The organism is Corynebacterium tuberculostearicum (genome assembly GCF_013408445.1).
In the GTDB taxonomy this organism is placed as follows: Bacteria; Actinomycetota; Actinomycetes; order Mycobacteriales; family Mycobacteriaceae; genus Corynebacterium; species Corynebacterium tuberculostearicum.
Window position 1 is genome coordinate 107,641 of the sequence record NZ_JACBZL010000001.1, and the last position, 14,589, is coordinate 122,229.

Annotated in this window: 12 protein-coding genes and 3 pseudogenes; 6 read left to right on the forward strand and 9 right to left on the reverse strand. The window is 58.4% G+C overall.

Features of this window, described 5'->3' with window-relative positions; translation table 11 throughout:
- Positions 1–7: 7 nt before the first annotated feature.
- Positions 8–922, reverse strand: coding sequence for an AEC family transporter (locus BJ985_RS00510; RefSeq protein WP_005329097.1), 915 nt, complete (start codon positions 920–922; stop codon positions 8–10).
- Positions 923–1,087: 165 nt separating this feature from the next.
- Here BJ985_RS00510 and BJ985_RS00515 point away from each other — a divergent pair, with 165 nt between their 5' ends.
- Both BJ985_RS00515 and BJ985_RS00520 read left to right on the forward strand, forming a co-directional pair.
- The gene (locus tag BJ985_RS00515; protein WP_179386247.1) at positions 1,088–1,678 is read left to right on the forward strand and encodes a hypothetical protein; all 591 of its coding nucleotides are present in this window, start codon (positions 1,088–1,090) and stop codon (positions 1,676–1,678) included.
- A gap of 87 nt (positions 1,679–1,765) precedes the next feature.
- Positions 1,766–2,089, forward strand: a complete 324-nt coding sequence (locus BJ985_RS00520; RefSeq protein WP_005323747.1) for a putative quinol monooxygenase — start codon at positions 1,766–1,768, stop codon at positions 2,087–2,089.
- Between the two features lie 190 nt (positions 2,090–2,279).
- Here BJ985_RS00520 and BJ985_RS11655 read toward each other — a convergent pair whose 3' ends face one another.
- Both BJ985_RS11655 and BJ985_RS00530 read right to left on the reverse strand, forming a co-directional pair.
- Complete coding sequence (locus BJ985_RS11655; RefSeq protein ID WP_236587064.1) at positions 2,280–6,032, reverse strand: acyltransferase family protein; 3,753 nt, start codon at positions 6,030–6,032, stop codon at positions 2,280–2,282.
- A 120-nt stretch (positions 6,033–6,152) separates the two neighbouring features.
- Complete coding sequence (locus tag BJ985_RS00530; protein WP_179386249.1) at positions 6,153–6,995, reverse strand: HAD family hydrolase; 843 nt, start codon at positions 6,993–6,995, stop codon at positions 6,153–6,155.
- 24 nt (positions 6,996–7,019) lie between these two features.
- Here BJ985_RS00530 and BJ985_RS00535 point away from each other — a divergent pair, with 24 nt between their 5' ends.
- Positions 7,020–8,063, forward strand: a complete 1,044-nt coding sequence (locus tag BJ985_RS00535) for a 3-hydroxyisobutyryl-CoA hydrolase (protein WP_179386250.1) — start codon at positions 7,020–7,022, stop codon at positions 8,061–8,063.
- Here the strand turns inward: BJ985_RS00535 and BJ985_RS00540 are convergent.
- A complete protein-coding gene (locus BJ985_RS00540) occupies positions 8,040–9,218 on the reverse strand; it encodes a DUF6882 domain-containing protein (RefSeq protein ID WP_179386251.1) in 1,179 nt (392 codons plus the stop codon). The genes BJ985_RS00535 and BJ985_RS00540 overlap by 24 nt on opposite strands.
- Positions 9,215–9,818, reverse strand: a pseudogene (locus BJ985_RS00545) (Rossmann-fold NAD(P)-binding domain-containing protein); the annotation flags it as partial. The pseudogene BJ985_RS00545 and the gene BJ985_RS00540, both read right to left, overlap by 4 nt.
- Positions 9,819–9,926: 108 nt before the next feature.
- Here BJ985_RS00545 and BJ985_RS00550 point away from each other — a divergent pair.
- Positions 9,927–10,580 (forward strand): hypothetical protein, encoded by a 654-nt coding sequence (locus BJ985_RS00550; RefSeq protein ID WP_179386252.1) that lies wholly within the window; start codon positions 9,927–9,929, stop codon positions 10,578–10,580.
- On the opposite strand, the gene BJ985_RS00555 is transcribed toward BJ985_RS00550, so the two are convergent.
- Together BJ985_RS00555 and BJ985_RS00560 are read right to left on the reverse strand one after the other, a co-directional pair.
- The gene (locus tag BJ985_RS00555; protein WP_179386253.1) at positions 10,577–11,101 is read right to left on the reverse strand and encodes a gamma carbonic anhydrase family protein; all 525 of its coding nucleotides are present in this window, start codon (positions 11,099–11,101) and stop codon (positions 10,577–10,579) included. The two genes, BJ985_RS00550 and BJ985_RS00555, sit on opposite strands and share 4 nt — an antisense overlap.
- A gap of 33 nt (positions 11,102–11,134) precedes the next feature.
- Complete coding sequence (locus BJ985_RS00560; RefSeq protein ID WP_179386254.1) at positions 11,135–11,512, reverse strand: hypothetical protein; 378 nt, start codon at positions 11,510–11,512, stop codon at positions 11,135–11,137.
- A 141-nt stretch (positions 11,513–11,653) separates the two neighbouring features.
- Here BJ985_RS00560 and BJ985_RS00565 point away from each other — a divergent pair.
- Positions 11,654–12,208: pseudogene (locus tag BJ985_RS00565) on the forward strand (IS1634 family transposase); the annotation flags it as partial.
- A gap of 78 nt (positions 12,209–12,286) precedes the next feature.
- On the opposite strand, the pseudogene BJ985_RS00570 reads toward BJ985_RS00565, so the two are convergent.
- Positions 12,287–12,997: pseudogene (locus tag BJ985_RS00570) on the reverse strand (IS6 family transposase).
- 351 nt (positions 12,998–13,348) lie between these two features.
- On the opposite strand from BJ985_RS00570, the gene BJ985_RS00575 reads away from it, so the two are divergent.
- Positions 13,349–13,648 (forward strand): hypothetical protein, encoded by a 300-nt coding sequence (locus BJ985_RS00575; RefSeq protein WP_083798073.1) that lies wholly within the window; start codon positions 13,349–13,351, stop codon positions 13,646–13,648.
- On the opposite strand, the gene BJ985_RS11660 is transcribed toward BJ985_RS00575, so the two are convergent.
- Positions 13,645–14,181, reverse strand: a complete 537-nt coding sequence (locus tag BJ985_RS11660) for a hypothetical protein (RefSeq protein WP_236587066.1) — start codon at positions 14,179–14,181, stop codon at positions 13,645–13,647. The two genes, BJ985_RS00575 and BJ985_RS11660, sit on opposite strands and share 4 nt — an antisense overlap.
- Positions 14,182–14,589: the final 408 nt, after the last annotated feature.

The following is a 14,589-nucleotide window of genomic DNA, read 5'->3' on the forward strand; positions in this document are numbered from 1 at the left end:
GTGCGCTTTAGCCAAATAAGGCAGCGATGGCCAGCATCGCAGGAAGCGACAGGAAGGTAGTGAGAAAGACCGTATCTCGGGCCACGGTTTCTCCTACCTCATAGGTAGCGGCATAGTTATACACATTCTGCGCCGTGGGCAAGGCCGCCAAAATCAACGCCGCGTATAGCTCCGCGCCATTAAGGCCCAGCGCTGCGCCCACGGCCAGCGCGATTGCAGGCATGCCCACCAACTTCAATACCGTCGCGGTAATGGTGGGCAGACGGTCTTCTTCCAATAGCCCGTCGCCCTTTAACGAGGCACCAAAGCTCATCAGGATCATAGGAATGGAAGCGCCACCCAAAATCTCCAGCGGCTTCATCACCACATCCGGTACCTGCCACTGCGCTGCGGAGACAATAAATCCCGCCACCGCAGCTAACACCACCGGCGCGGTAACCCCCGAGACAACGGAGCTCCATATCGATCGCAGGCTCGTTCCCTGCGCATTGAGCCCTGCAATGATAAAAGGGGAGAGCACCGCCATCTGGAGAACCAAGGCTGGGATGACGTAGGTGGCATCACCGATGACATAGGTGGCAATGGGCAGGCCAATATTGACCGAGTTGTAATAGCTCGCCGCCGCGGCACCCGCCATGGTTTCGGCGCCGCTGCGTGGAAAGAGTAGCCGGCTGCACAGCCAGTACACCGCCATGGTGGCGACGGACGCAGCGGCAATGACGGCCACCACTGGGGACGCAAACGCGGAGGTATCGGATGTAGCCACGCTGGAGAAGATAAGTGCCGGCGTGGCCGCCCAAAAGGCCGTGCGATTGAATTGCAAGCGCGCCTCGCCCTTGCCAATAACGCCCCTGTGGGCCAGCACAAACCCGACGCCGATGACTACGAAAATAATCGCAAACCCGGTCAATACGTCCAGCAACAGTCAACAACCTTTCGCAGTACTCAAAAATTGCGCGGTGAGGATATTGTCCCACCATCCGCATTTCCTCAAGACCCCAGGGACCATAACAAAGTGGTATCGAATTTCCTGCGCAGCCCGGAAACTCCTTCCAGACTGCCGGCCACTTATGGCACGGTGGAGGGCATGAAGCTTTCTCACCGTGCCACCGTAACCGCCCTGTCCACCGCTCTTGTCATTACTGCTACTTCCACCATGGCCTCTGCTCAGCCGGCCTTGCCGCCGCAGATTCAGCAGGCTTCTTCGCAGGCTCAGCAGCTTTCTTCTGATCCTTTCGCTGCTGTGCAGGATTTCCGCCTCACCTTGCCACCGCAGGCTTACGAGCTGGCCGAGAAGTACAATATCTCGCTGCCAGAATTCCTGGCCAAGCCAGCGGGCCACGCGCCCAAGGTCGCTGGTGAGTTGGGGGCCGCCACCACCGCCCACCTCGAGAAGGCTGGGCACCGCAAGGATTCCCACGCGACCGCCATCGCCCAGGAATGGGCCAACCAGGGTGCCGCCGGCAAGCTCGACTACAAGGGCGGGGTAGCCCACGGCCTGAATCACAAGGACGAAGGACAGGGTTCTGTTCACCGCCTCACCGAGCAGCAAGCACAAGACCGCCTGAACTGGTTCAACCGCGATGTGCCAGTCAATGCTGGGTCCCCACACGGCTTTGGCGTAGCAACTGCTTATGACGGAACCTACATCTACGTTGCGGAATTCTTCCTCAATTAAGCTTTTCTCTACTAGCCCCGATTTCACCGCATTCGTGGCCCCATCTGCGACGATGACGAAGCTACACGGTGCCGGTAGAATCGGGGCATGATTTTGATCAACGTACAGTTCCACGTCAAGCCCGAATACGCAGAAACCTTCCTCGATGAAATCAATTGGTACACCGAGGCCTGCAATGCAGAGCCGGGCTGCATCGACTTCAAGTGGTTCCGCGATCCAGAAGATCGTCAGCGCTTCCTGCTGCTGGAGTCCTACGCAGATGGCAAGGACGTAGAGCACGTCCAGAGCGAGCACTTCCAGCGCTCCTGCGAGGAATTCCCGAAGTACCTCGTGGAAACTCCGGACATCATTAACGTTCACATCGAAGGCCGCACCGGCTGGGACAAGATGGGCGAGTTCTCCGTCGATTAATCCCAACGAATAAAGCTCGCCCTCTACCGCGATGTAGAGGGCGAGCTTTTTCTATGCCTAGGCGCACCAGCACCCTTCGCGCTCACTGCGGATGATGTTTCTAGCGGAGTACACCTTCCGGTGAGCGCGAAGGGCGGGAAGGGGAGGAGCTAGGCGCTTTCCGACGCCCCGCCCCGCGCCCGCCGTTCCTTTACTGCGGCACGCACTGCGAAGACACGGTCTTGTCGCCATTCGAGTACTGCTTTAGCGCATCGTAGAAGGCATCCGAGTACTCGCCGGTGCGTTCCGGCATCGGGTGGACGCCATCGGAATAGAGGATTGCAGGGTCGCTCTGTGCGTGTCCGCACCAGTCCGCGACATATACATTGTCGTATTCCCTGGCTGCGTCGAGGACATCCTGTTGGGACTGGGCCATCCACTCACGGTCACCATAGGGGACAGCCATGACAACGGTGTGGTCTTCGCCGATGATATCTAGCGCTTCCTTGATCTGGTCCGGGAAGGCAGGGCCGTTAGTGCCAAACCCGAGGAAGACGGTATCGCGCAGCTGACCGGAATCCTTAAGCTGCTGCAGAATCTGGATACCCGCAGTGTAGTGGCGGGATACAGCTGCATCGACGTAAATCTGCGGGAAGCGCTGCTTGAGGGCGTCACTAGAAGCCAGCATCACCGAGTCGCCGACAGCGGTGATGTCTTTGCCCTGCGGCATCGGGCGGGTCTTCTTATCCTTCGCGGCCGCCTTATCGTTGTTGTCCTCAGCAGGCGGCTGTGGGGCAGCATCATTCGGCTGCGCCGGGGCATTGTTGCTGCTCTGGTTCTGCTGCTGAAGCTGCTCCAGCTGCTGCTCCAACTCGGTCTTATCACTGGAATTAACAACGCCGTAGACTACGCCGGCTACAGAGGCAATGACTAGGAATGGGACTAGCGGCCACATGGTCTTGCCAAAGCCATCGCGCAATTCGCTAAATCCTGGGCGGGAGGAACAGTAGGTCTTCCACGTCTTCTTATAGCCGCCGCGGCGGAAAGGATTCTCAATAAACTGATAGGAAATCTCGGACAGAAGCAGCGAAATAGGCACGGCTACAAGGCCTAGGATCCACGATTCATCGGAGTTCTGGTTGCCCTCGAAAAGCGCCTTGAGCATCATGATGACAGGCCAGTGCCAGAGATACAGCGAGAAGGATCGCTGGCCAAACCAGCGCATGACCTTGGTCCTAAAGAGCGGGGTCATAGGGCCGTATTCGCGAACCACGCCCCACACCATCAGGACACCAAGCACGCTGGTGAGGAAGAGTCCACCCCGGTAGGTGATCTCCGCGTCATCCGGCATGAGGAATAGCTGGGCACCGTAGCCGATGAGCGCCAAAGTGCCGATGATTCCGGCGATGCGCGATTCGACTTTGCCTGCCGCTGCCCACGAATCCGCCTGTGGGTCGGACTTGGTAGAGGTCATCAGCAGCGACAGCACGGCGCCAGTGAGCAGGCCGAAAGCATGGGTATCGGTGCCGTAGTAGACGCGCGTCGGGTCTTCACCCGGCACGTAAATGAGTGCCATAGCCACGGCGGAACCGATAGCTAAGACCGCGGCTACGAGGATAGGAAGCCGGCGCGGCTTGCGGCGAGAAATCAGGAAAACGCCAGTGATAAGAAGCGGCCAGATGACATAGAACTGCTCCTCCACGGCCAACGACCAATAGTGGGCAAAGACCTGAATCTCATTGTCCGCAAAGTAGGACTGGGAGGTGGCGATCTGAGTCCAGTTATTGACAAAGAACAGGGTGCCCAAGAACTGCTGGCGCAAGCCGACCGCGAGGTCCCCGCCTATCCATGCCACCAAAGCGGTACACATGACCAGGACGGATATTGCGGCCGGGAGGATGCGCCGGAATCGTCGCACCCAGAAGTCCTTCAGGCTGATTGTGCCGGAGGTACGGAATTCGCGCACCAGCAACGAGGTGATGAGGAATCCGGAGAGGACGAAGAAGAGGTCAACGCCCAAGTAACCACCGGGGAGCAGGGAAGGGAAGAAGTGGTACAACACCACGGCAATAACCGCGAGACCGCGCAGTCCATCCAGCCCCTTGACCTGGCGCAGGCGGGCGTGGCGCTTCTTCTTAACTACCTTGCTCTCAGGCGGCGTAGCCAGCGCTTCAGGGTCCTTGTCCTGCTTTTGTAGCGGATACTTAGACTTGGTATCTACCTGCGCGGCCGAGTCCTTCTGCGATGCTGGCTTCTGCGCAGCCTGTTGTGGCTGGCGCGGTGCGGCCTTTGCCTGTGGCTTGTCGGGCGCTTGCTGTGGAGATTTAGACGGCTGTGCCTGATTCCGCTTTTTCTCAGCAGCGGAAGCGGCGGCGGCCGTACCCGCTCCGGCTGCTACAGCGCCTGTAGCCGCGGACTTTCCCTTCTGTGCAGGCGGCGTCTTTGGAGCAGCTTGAGTCTCCGCCTTGTTCGGCTGGGGCTGTTCAGTCTGCTGCTTTGCCTTGGGCTTTTGGGCAGCTCGCGACGGCTTTTGCTGCGCTGTGGAAGGAGTGCCCACCTGTTGTGATTTGCGGGCCAATCCGCGACTAATATCGGAGGGCTTAACCTGGGGGCGGCGCTTTGTTGCCTTCTTGGTCTTGTTCTGCGGCGTCGCTTCCTTTGCCTTCGGCTGTGGCTGTTGCGTCTTCGCCTCTTGCTTGGGCAGGTTGCCCTTAGAGGGTGCGCCTTGCTGCGATTTCGGCTGGACTACCTTGTTTCCATCCTGGGTAGTCTTGTTCTGCGTCGACCGAGCTTTCTGCTGAGAAGCATCGGCTGCAGTCTTTGGCGAAGCTACCTTCGGCTTGGGGGCAGTTGTGCCCTTCTTTGGCTTTGTAGCGCTAGGCGTCGAGGCCTGTGTGGCAGCCTCCTGCTTTGCAGTTTCAGGAGTACGCGCTGAGCCCTGGCCCTTCTGCGGTTGTGAAGGCTTAGACGGCTGCGCATTTTTCTTCGGCGCAGGTTGCGGCTGTGGTTGCTTCTTTGCCGAGTTTGCCGGTACGCGCTTGGGAGAGTCAGGCTTCTGCGCTTGCTGCTGGCCGGTGGCCGGCTTCGAATTAGCCGGCTGGGATTTCTGCGGCTTGGCCGGTTGCGGGGAAGCCTTCTTCGCGCTGGAAGAAGACGATGGTTTGGGTGTCTGCTTCGGCTTCTGGGTAGTGGGTTGAGCCTGAGGTGCGGGCTTTACCGCGTCTTTCTGAGAGGGTTGGGTGACAGGCTTCGCGGCCGGCTTCGGGGAATTACTGCGGGTAGATGGAGTCTTTGGGGAGGACTTAGACGGGGTAGTACTAAAGCTTGCACCGCGGCGCGGTCGCTGAACCGGTTCGTGCGCTTTGCGCTGCGGCTTCTTGTCCTGAGCGGGGGAGTCTTGTTGCTTTTTAGCAGCTGCTTTGGGGGAGGGCTCTGCCTTGTTTTGTTGTGCGGCGGTTGGCTTAGCGGAAGATTCTTGGGCTGCAGGCTTGGCTTTCGGCGCCTTGGCGGCAGGCGATGGCGAGGTCGACTTAGGCTGCTGCGGCTTTGCGGAAGTGGCCTTGCTTGCCTGTGGCTTTTCGGTGCTGGGGTGAGTGGTGTCCTTAGCCGCGGGCTTGGCGGCAGGCTTCGCATCCTTAGGCTTAGCAGCAGCAGGCTTGGATTCGGAAGCCTGTGCAGGCTTCGCCGGGGTGGGCTTGCGCGCAGGTGCCTGCTTAGCCTGGTTCTTGGACTCGCCGTCTTTTGCGGTGCGGTCCTGGGGCTTGCCCTTCGGCGCGGTGGACTGTGCACCCGTGGTGGATTCGGTGTTGGCCGATTTCTGGGGCGCAGAATCCTTTTTATTAGGGGTCTGAGTCGCACTGGTCGAGCCAGCTTTGGGCTGTACTGGCTGATAGACCGGTGTGCGTGGTTCGTTCGAACGCCCAGGTTTCTTCTTCCCCAGCAGTGAGCGCAAAATTTGCTTCACAAAAACTCCCAAAGCACTACGTATATTTTCTAAACGGACTATTTTAGCCTGCGCACCAGCACTTCTCCCCATGCGGGGGAGTTATGGTGCGGCGCGCGGGGCGGAGGCGAAAATTCGAGTCTAGGACTCTTCGCTGTCAAAAAGCTGACGCAGAACTGTCATGACCCCATATTCGGTATTGGGTGGGGCAATGTGATCGGCGATTTCCTTCAACTTTGGGTGCGCATTTTCCATTGCGATGGCAGTGCCCGCCTCGCGGAGGAGCTCGTAGTCATTGAGGAAATCGCCAAAGGCGGCGGTGCGAGAAATGGGAACCGAGAGAAGCTCGGCCATGGTGTGTAGTGCTACGCCCTTGTTGACTCCAGCGGCCATGACATCGAGCCATACGGCACCAGAGATGGCGATATTGTGTTCCGGGACGGCCGCAAGAAGGGGCTGGTGGAGGTGCTTTTCGCTGCCGTCGGCACAGTAAGCGGCGATTTTGATGATGTCTGCATCCAGTAGCGCATCGAGGTCATCTACCCATTCCACTGACCTGTAGTACTTGGCAATTTCAGCACGGGCCTGTTCATTGGCGCCTTTGTGTACATAGGCGGTATCCGGCGTGCATAGCACTACGGTATGCGGGGTCTCGACGGAATGGAGTGCGGCCACGGCGGAGCGCACAGCTGCGTTGGGCAGGGTAGTGGCGCTGATGACGCGATTATCGTGCACGACCACGGATCCGTTTTCGGCGATGAAGGTGTCTTCGTGCGGAAACATCTCTTGTAGGGTGGCGAGCTGGCGGCCCGAGGCGGGTACTAGGATGACGCCGAGCTGGTGGGCACGGGTGCTGATCGCGGCGAAATCTGGTGGAAGCTGGCCGTTGCCGTCCAGTAGGGTGCCGTCCATATCCAGGGCGATGAGCTGTGGGAGCAAAATTCCGAACCTATCTGTGAATTGGCTGATGGTGGATAGGTGCATGCGTTTTGTGTCACACTAGGGGTTATGACTAATACTGCACCTATCGTTTCCTCAATCCGTAACCATACCGGAGTCATTGAGCTCAACCGCCCCAAGGCTCTCAATTCCCTCACCCCGGAAATGATCCACCTCATTGCGGAGTCGCTGGCGCAGTGGCGCGACAACGATGTGGTGGAACAGGTGTTGTTTACCTCGACTAGTCCCAAGGCATATTGCGCCGGCGGCGATGTTCGCTACGCCCGCGAAGGGGTCAAGGAGGGCAAGGTGGATGAGGTCGATGCTTTCTTCGCCACCGAATACACGTTGAACGGTGATATCGCGGAGTATCCCAAGCCCATCGTTGCGCTCATTGATGGCATCGCTATGGGAGGTGGTCTGGGCATTTCTGCCCATGGGTCCCACCGCGTGGTTACGGAGAAAACCTTTGCCTCCATGCCAGAGATGAATATTGGCTACGTCACCGACGTAGGCATGGCCTATGCCGCCCAGCGTGCGGTGGGAACGCGCGGGAAGGCCTCGGCCGAGCTGGCGAAATTCTGGGGGATTACCGGCTACCGCATGTATGCCGCAGACCTTGTGTGGAGCGGGCTGGCCACCCACTATGTCGCGGACGGCGAGGCCTTTGCAAGTGCGGTTATTGAGCAGGGACTAGCCACGGCGCTAGCCCAGCACGCCACCGCACCTGGCGGCGAGGCCCCCTTGGCCGAGCTTATCGACGCCATCGAGGACGCCTTTTCCCACAACACCTGGCAAGACATTTCTGCGGCCCTGGAAAAGTACCCAGAATTAAAGCAACAGGTAGACAAGCTGACCGCGCAGGCGTGCCCCACCTCTATCGTGGCGGCCATGGAGCTATTCCACGCCGAGCAGGAGTGCAGCAGCATCCGCGAGGCCCTGGATATGGAGACCAACCTGGGCGCTTATATGTACCGGCGTGGGGACTTTGCCGAGGGCGTGCGAGCGATCTTGGTGGATAAAACCAATGATGCGGCATTTGAGCCTGCCGCGCTTGCCGACGTCGACGTGGACGCCCTCCGCAGCGCCCTACACGTCCACCCCGCGAAATGATCCATAGGCGGCGCGGGCGCGATCGGCGTTGATCCATGAGGGAGGGGGAACCGCCAAAGTAGCGTCGGTGGCGGCTGGGGTCGGCTCCGGAAGGTGCAGCTGTGGGGCGTCGAGCAGGACGAGGCCCACGCGGGCGTCGGCAAGCGTAGTGCCCGCCAGCGTCCAGATCCCCAAAATGGGCAAAGCTAGGTGCGGTAGCTGGTGCTCGCGCGCCAGCTGAAGCAGAAGGTGCGGGCGCACCAATTCAGGCACGGCCTCGTCGATGCCGAAGCGCGCTAGGTTTCCTGCCAACCGCGCCGCCGTGGTGTCCTTGAGCTGCGGATCTGCCCAAGCCCACGTGAATTCCTCGTCCGAAATGGTCGCGATAAGCACCGCATTGGCCGTCATCTGCCCGCCGCGATAGGACACCGTGGCGGTGGCCTTATCCACATCGAGTTCTACCGTGGCATCTGGGAAGCTGCCTTGGAAAAACATTTGGTTTTCGGTGCTTAAGTAAAAAGCATCCTCTAGGACGCGCGCGGCCGCTAAGCCAGGGGTGATGCCGGAAATCTTGTGTACTTCGGGGCTTGCCTGCTCAAAACGCACTGTGGTGCCATCAGAAAAATGCAGGTAGGGCTCTTCCTCGGTGGACTCCATGTCCAGGTAGCGGGCGAGTGCGAGGGTCGGCCCCTTCTCGTCCGCTTCCGCGCTGCTGTGCTGGAGACCCCGCAGCAAGGTCTGGCGAAAGTCCAGGTAAGGGTGGAAATCTACCGCAACAATGGCCACGTGCTCGCCCTGCTGGGCGCGCAGTACCGGCATGGTGCCCACGATGAGGGAGGCATAAGCAACCATTCGGTCAATGTCTGCGGTGGCCGTACTTGACTGCGGAAGGTCAGCAAAGTGCTCGGTCGCGGCGGTAGTCCAGTGCCAAGTGCCTGCGGCGATGACGGCCAGGCGCACGCCGCGAAAATCCGCCACGTGCTGCGCGGAGCTTACCCGTACCTCCACGAGCTGGTCGGTGGCATAGCTTCCTTCGCCATCGCCAACCGAAGGCCCGAGGAAATTGAATTCTACGTCGGTCGCCTTCCCGATGCGTTCGCGAAAGGCAGCGTTAATTCCGGCACGGATAAAGCGGGCATCGGCCGCGGCACGTTCAATGGAGTGGTAAGCAGTCATGGTTGCTCACGATGATACGGGTGCCGGCAGGCATACTCATAGGCGGCTACCAAAGCCTTGGATGATTCCCGCCAGGAGTAGAGCTCCGCTTCTTCGCGCGCGGCGCGGTCCGCGTACTTCTTGGCCACCTCTTCGACCTCGTGGAGTAGGCCTTCAGACAGCGTGGTGGGATTAAGGCCGAGCCCCAGAAAAGTGTCATTGGATACGTGCAACTCGTTCTCAGCCGACTCTTTGCGTGGATTAGGAACATAGGCTACTTCGGCGCCAGGGATGTTAGCGATGAGCTCCGCCAGGTCACGCACGCGGTGGGTTTGGGTCATTTGGTTAAGGATTTTTACGCGGTCACCGCGCGATGGTGGATTTTCCAGAGCGAGCTCGATGCAGCGCACCATGACTTGGATGTGGCACCGTCAGCAGATAGCCGATGCCGGCTTGCACGAGGAAGCGGTTCAGAACCGTACCGTAGTTGCCGTCATAATCAAAGCGGTTAATTAGGCGTTCATCCTTTTGGGTCTGAGCGGTGTGGGTGCCCCAGACAATGCCCTGATCCAGGACCTTTGTCATGTGGTAAATCGAACCCGGATTGGAAGGGTAACGGATTGTGCGCAAAGACCTGTGCCGTGGACCATAGGAAGCCGCGCGTGAGATACAGGTCTTGTGTCCTCGGACGTATCGGCGATGGCGGCATGGGGCGGTAGACTGACCGGCATGCTCCACGCCGTTAGTTTTGCCCTCCTGGATTCCGTCAATGCCTTACTCATCGGAATCCTCGTGGCCATTGGCATCATCTTGCCCCGCGGCAAGTACCGGCGCATTGCCTCCTTAGTGGTGATAGGAGACTGGATGGGAGTCCTCGCCGCGGCGGCCGTGGTGATGTTTGTGCTGCTGGGAGTAAAAGACCAGATCGAGGCCATTTTGAGCTCGCCCGTTGCCGGCTGGGTACTTGTCGCAGTGGGCATCGCGGTGGCATTCGGCTCGTGGCGCTCTCAAGGCCAGCCCAATGCCTTGGTAAATCGGCTGCTCGAGCCGTTGCGTACTCCATCGCTGCTTACCGCGATCATCGGTTTCATTATGGGCGTGGTGCAATCGCTGACTTCGGTGCCGTTTTATTACGGGCTCATGCACCTGGCTACCGAAGATATCGCTCCGGCCGCTCAGTACGGCGGTTTGGTGTGGTACGCCAGCCTGGCTCTGTCCCTGCCCACTATCTGTGGTCTTTTTATTGCGGTGGTGCGCGCCCATCCCGAATCGGCCGCCGGTCGTCTTTTTGCCGCGGCGCGCGCCAATAGGACCCAGGTGGCGCTTTTTGGCGGCTACCTTGTAGCGGTCTTCCTCATCCTCATGGGCGTGCTTTCCCTTTAATCAAAGGTGACCTCATCCAGGCTCAACGCCGCATCGGATTGGCTGCGCGCGCAGTCCACGTAGCGGGCAGCATGCGCGATGAAGGCCTGTGACTCTTCCGGGCTGAGCTCGCGGCGCACCTTCGCTGGCACGCCGGCGGCAAGGCTGCGTGGTGGAATGGCGGTTCCTTCCAGTACCACGGCGCCTGCCGCGATGAGCGAGCCGGTGCCAATAGTGCAGCGCGAGAGCAGCGAAGAGGACATTCCCACCAGGGAACCTGCCTCCACGTGCGCGGCATGGACCATTGCCATGTGTCCCACCGTGACATCATCTTCTAGTACACATGGCGTGTCCTCTTCTACGTGGAAGACGCAATTGTCCTGAATATTGCACCTAGAGCCAATGCGAATTGCGCCCACGTCGCCGCGCAGGACACTGCCATAAAACACGGAGGAATCCGGGCCGATTTCTACATCGCCAATGATGGTGGCATTGGGCGCAATCCACGCACTGCGGTGGATGCGCGGCTTTTTCCCACACAAGGCAAAAGCAGCATGTCAGTCCTTTCGAGGAAACTATTCCACCACCACGGCTAGGGCGGGGGAAAGTTCATAGTCGCCGGGGTAGGGGAGGTGGTCTACGAGGGCGTCGGCAAGCGCGGGCGTAAGCGGAATGACCCAGCCGCGCCGGGGATCTTTGATGGGCAAGGCGTCCTTTTTCACGGCGGGAAAATGCACCGTCGTGGTGGGGGAGGCCAAAGTGGCTGACTCGCGGGAGCGTGCTACCTCCAGCAATACCTCCGCGCCGGGTTGGTCAGTGACGACGATGATAAGCGGGCCAGCGGTGTGGATTTCCAGTTTTTCTACCCGTGCGGTGGGGGCGGTGAAATCGGGGTGAGCTAAGCGCGGGGGCTGCGCGCCGGTAAGTCGGGCGAGGGCGTCTTTTAATCCCATAAGCCCTTAGTCTAACCTGACTTAGGTCATGGGCAGGTGAGTAACGTCACTCTTGACACTGTTACCTGGTGGTTTTGTTTGTGGGGTGGGATTTTTCCGCACTAAGTGGGTAGTTCCGGGGTGTTCAGTAGTCTGATTTTGGTGAGTCCTTATATTCGCACCGTCAAGACTGCCTCTGGGGAGATAGCGGTGCAGGTGGTGTTCTCTGAACGCAAAAGTGCGAAAAGGATGAAGCAATCGGCTCAGCGCATTCAGAGTCTGAGCTTGTGCTTTTGCTGGCTGAGGCTCAACGCATCGTCGATGGTGACCAACTCGCAATGGACTTCGGCGAGGTTACACACCCCACCGGCAACAGGCAGTGTTTTCAACCCGCTGCCGGTAGCCGGTCAGCGGGTTGGATACTTGCTGGACTGTATTGATGCGTGTTTCAACGAGTTAGGCCTTGCAGCAGCAAGCGGCGATGATCCGGTGCTTCGTGTTCTGGTGCGTGCCCGGAACATCCATCCCAGCTCAAAGCTGGATTCCATCGAGACTCTTGCCGAGGTTGGCATCACCAGCGCAAGCTACCGCACCATCCAGAGGCGTCTTTCCTCCTTCGCCACCGAATCGTTCGGGGAGATACAAACCCAAGCGTTGGCCCATCATGCAGGTATTGGGCCAAGCGCATTTATCTTGTACGACGTGACCATCTTGTACGGTGCTGTTGCTAAGTTGGGTGGAGAACCGCGAACACTCCTTTCTTCGTCGCCTGGCCAGCATTATGGCCCAGCCTGCTTAGATATTCTGGAAGACTCGGTTGACGATCACCGCGTCCGGGTTCGGTTGCCCGTAGGCAAACATCGTGCCTTGCCCTTTCCGCAATGAGTGCATCGCCTCCATCCCTTTCAACGTCCGATATGCAGATGTCCGGTTCTTAAACGCGCCTTTCGGCCCGAGGATCCGCTTCAGCCGACCATGGTCGCCTTCCAGGATGTTGTTGAGGTATTTCACCTGCCGGTGTTCCACTGTTGGCGGGCAGATTCCCTCTGACTTCAACTCGGCGATTGCCCTGGCTAGTGAGGGTGCTTTATCGGTGTTGATCACTCTGGGATACCCGGCTGACGCATTGGATCTGAGGGCCTTGGCCAGGAAACGCTTCGCTGCGACCACGTTCCGCTTCGGAGAGAGGTAAAAGTCCAGGGTCTGACCACCGGCGGTGATCGCCCGATAGAGTTAGCACCACCTGCCGCCGACCCGGATATAGGTCTCATCCACCCGCCAGGAACTGGCCTGCCAGTCAGGTACCTGCCGGTACCACCGTGTTTGCTTGTCCAGCTCAGGGGCGTATTTCTGGACCCAGCGGTAGATCGTGGTGTGATCGACCGGCACGCCCCGCTCGGTCATCATTTCCTCCAGATCGCGGTAGCTCACCCCGTAGCGGCAGTACCACCGCACTGCCCACAGAATGATGTCACGGGGGAAATGACGACCGGAGAAGATACCCATGGCTGTGATTATTTCACGTCGCTCTTCCTACTTGCCCCAACTTTGCAACAGCACCTCTTCAATGGCTTAGACGGGCACACAGCGCGCCGCGAGAAGCCGCCACACCGCCCCGCAGGACTGATAAGCGCGGTCGGGCGGAATGTACCCAAATATGTTGCTGGCCCACCGGCCAGTCTTGGCGGACAAGCCGGGCAGTCTTGCGCCGTTCTGTCGCCCCTGCTGGCTTGAATCGTGCCGCCCGGAGGGCAAAGAAAAAGCGGCGACATTAAGCGATTGCCTAATTCTCTGCCGAGTTTCCATAGTTGAATAAGTCGGCAGTTAACACACCTTATTTTCCGTAAACTGCCGACTATGGAAGAGAAAAACCTATCGTCATTAGTGTTCGGAAACGTCGTCCTTGAATCTCAGTTTTTGGGGACAACTCCTCGAATATACGCCGCTGACATGCGGTCTTATTCTTTACGCCCCAGTCCTTATGTCACTCTCTCTGCCCCCTTAAATGATTTAAGAGGGCAGCTTCAACCTGACCATGCTGAGGCTATCGCTAAGAAAATCTTTGACTCCGTGGCTGAAGAGCTGAACGAAAACTACCCAGGTGGTTGTGAGCGTGCAGAGGAGGAACTAAAAGCCTGGCTTATGCAGAGTACTTAGTTCACATTGCATGGAAGATGGACTTCTTTGGAGATACCAATGTCATGATGCTTTCCTGCAAAAATCTCTCCATCAATTCGATAATCATGCCCTGAAGTAGTTGGGTCACAGATCGCTTCTCCACGAACAAATCCGTAGCCACTCTCAGGAAGATTCTTAGAGGTTTCATCTACGGTCTCATAAGTAAATCCGAGATGTTCTTCTTGAAGCCTGATCTTTGCGCTTAAAGGAAGAAACCCAGTTCCAGTACACCGGACATGCAATCCATAAGAGAGAATTCCTCCGGCTTCTACCTGGGGATTCGCAAATGTTCCAGTGCATACACCTGCATTCAAAGAGCGAGTTGATATTCCATCATTCGATGTTTCCTCATCAAGCGTAAAAGTAAAGCTATCTCCAGGCTTCACCTCAGCCCGAGGTGATGCGCCTTCTGATATCTCAGTCGAAGTAGCAGATGCTAGCGGGCAAGAGAGGGCGAGGGCAGAAAGAACAGTTGCAACGACAGTACAAGTTGACCTGGTTTTAATTCTCATAAAAGTGATTATGTGGGTGGATAAAGAAGTCTGTAACACTTTGAAATAGAAATCCGACTAACGAATCTGGAGAATTAGCGCCCCTTTTTCTGTTCGCGCTCGAGCTTGCGGCGTTGTTGTCGGGTCAGCGGTTGCGGAGTGGGGTTTTCGGCTGCGGCGACAGGTGGAAGAAAGCGGGGCAAGGTGTGAGTGCCTGAGCGATTTAAGCGCCTTGCCCAACCCAAGCACCCCCGCACCGCGTCTTCAATCGCTTAGAAAGCCACACAGCGCGCCGCGTGAAGCCACTACATCGCCCCGCAGGCCTGACAAGCCCGGGCGGGCGGAATGTATCCAAATATGTTGCTGACCTACCCGACCGAGCGGTCAGTCTTTCGGGCCGGATTTTCCGGCCCGAGCCCACGCCGCGAA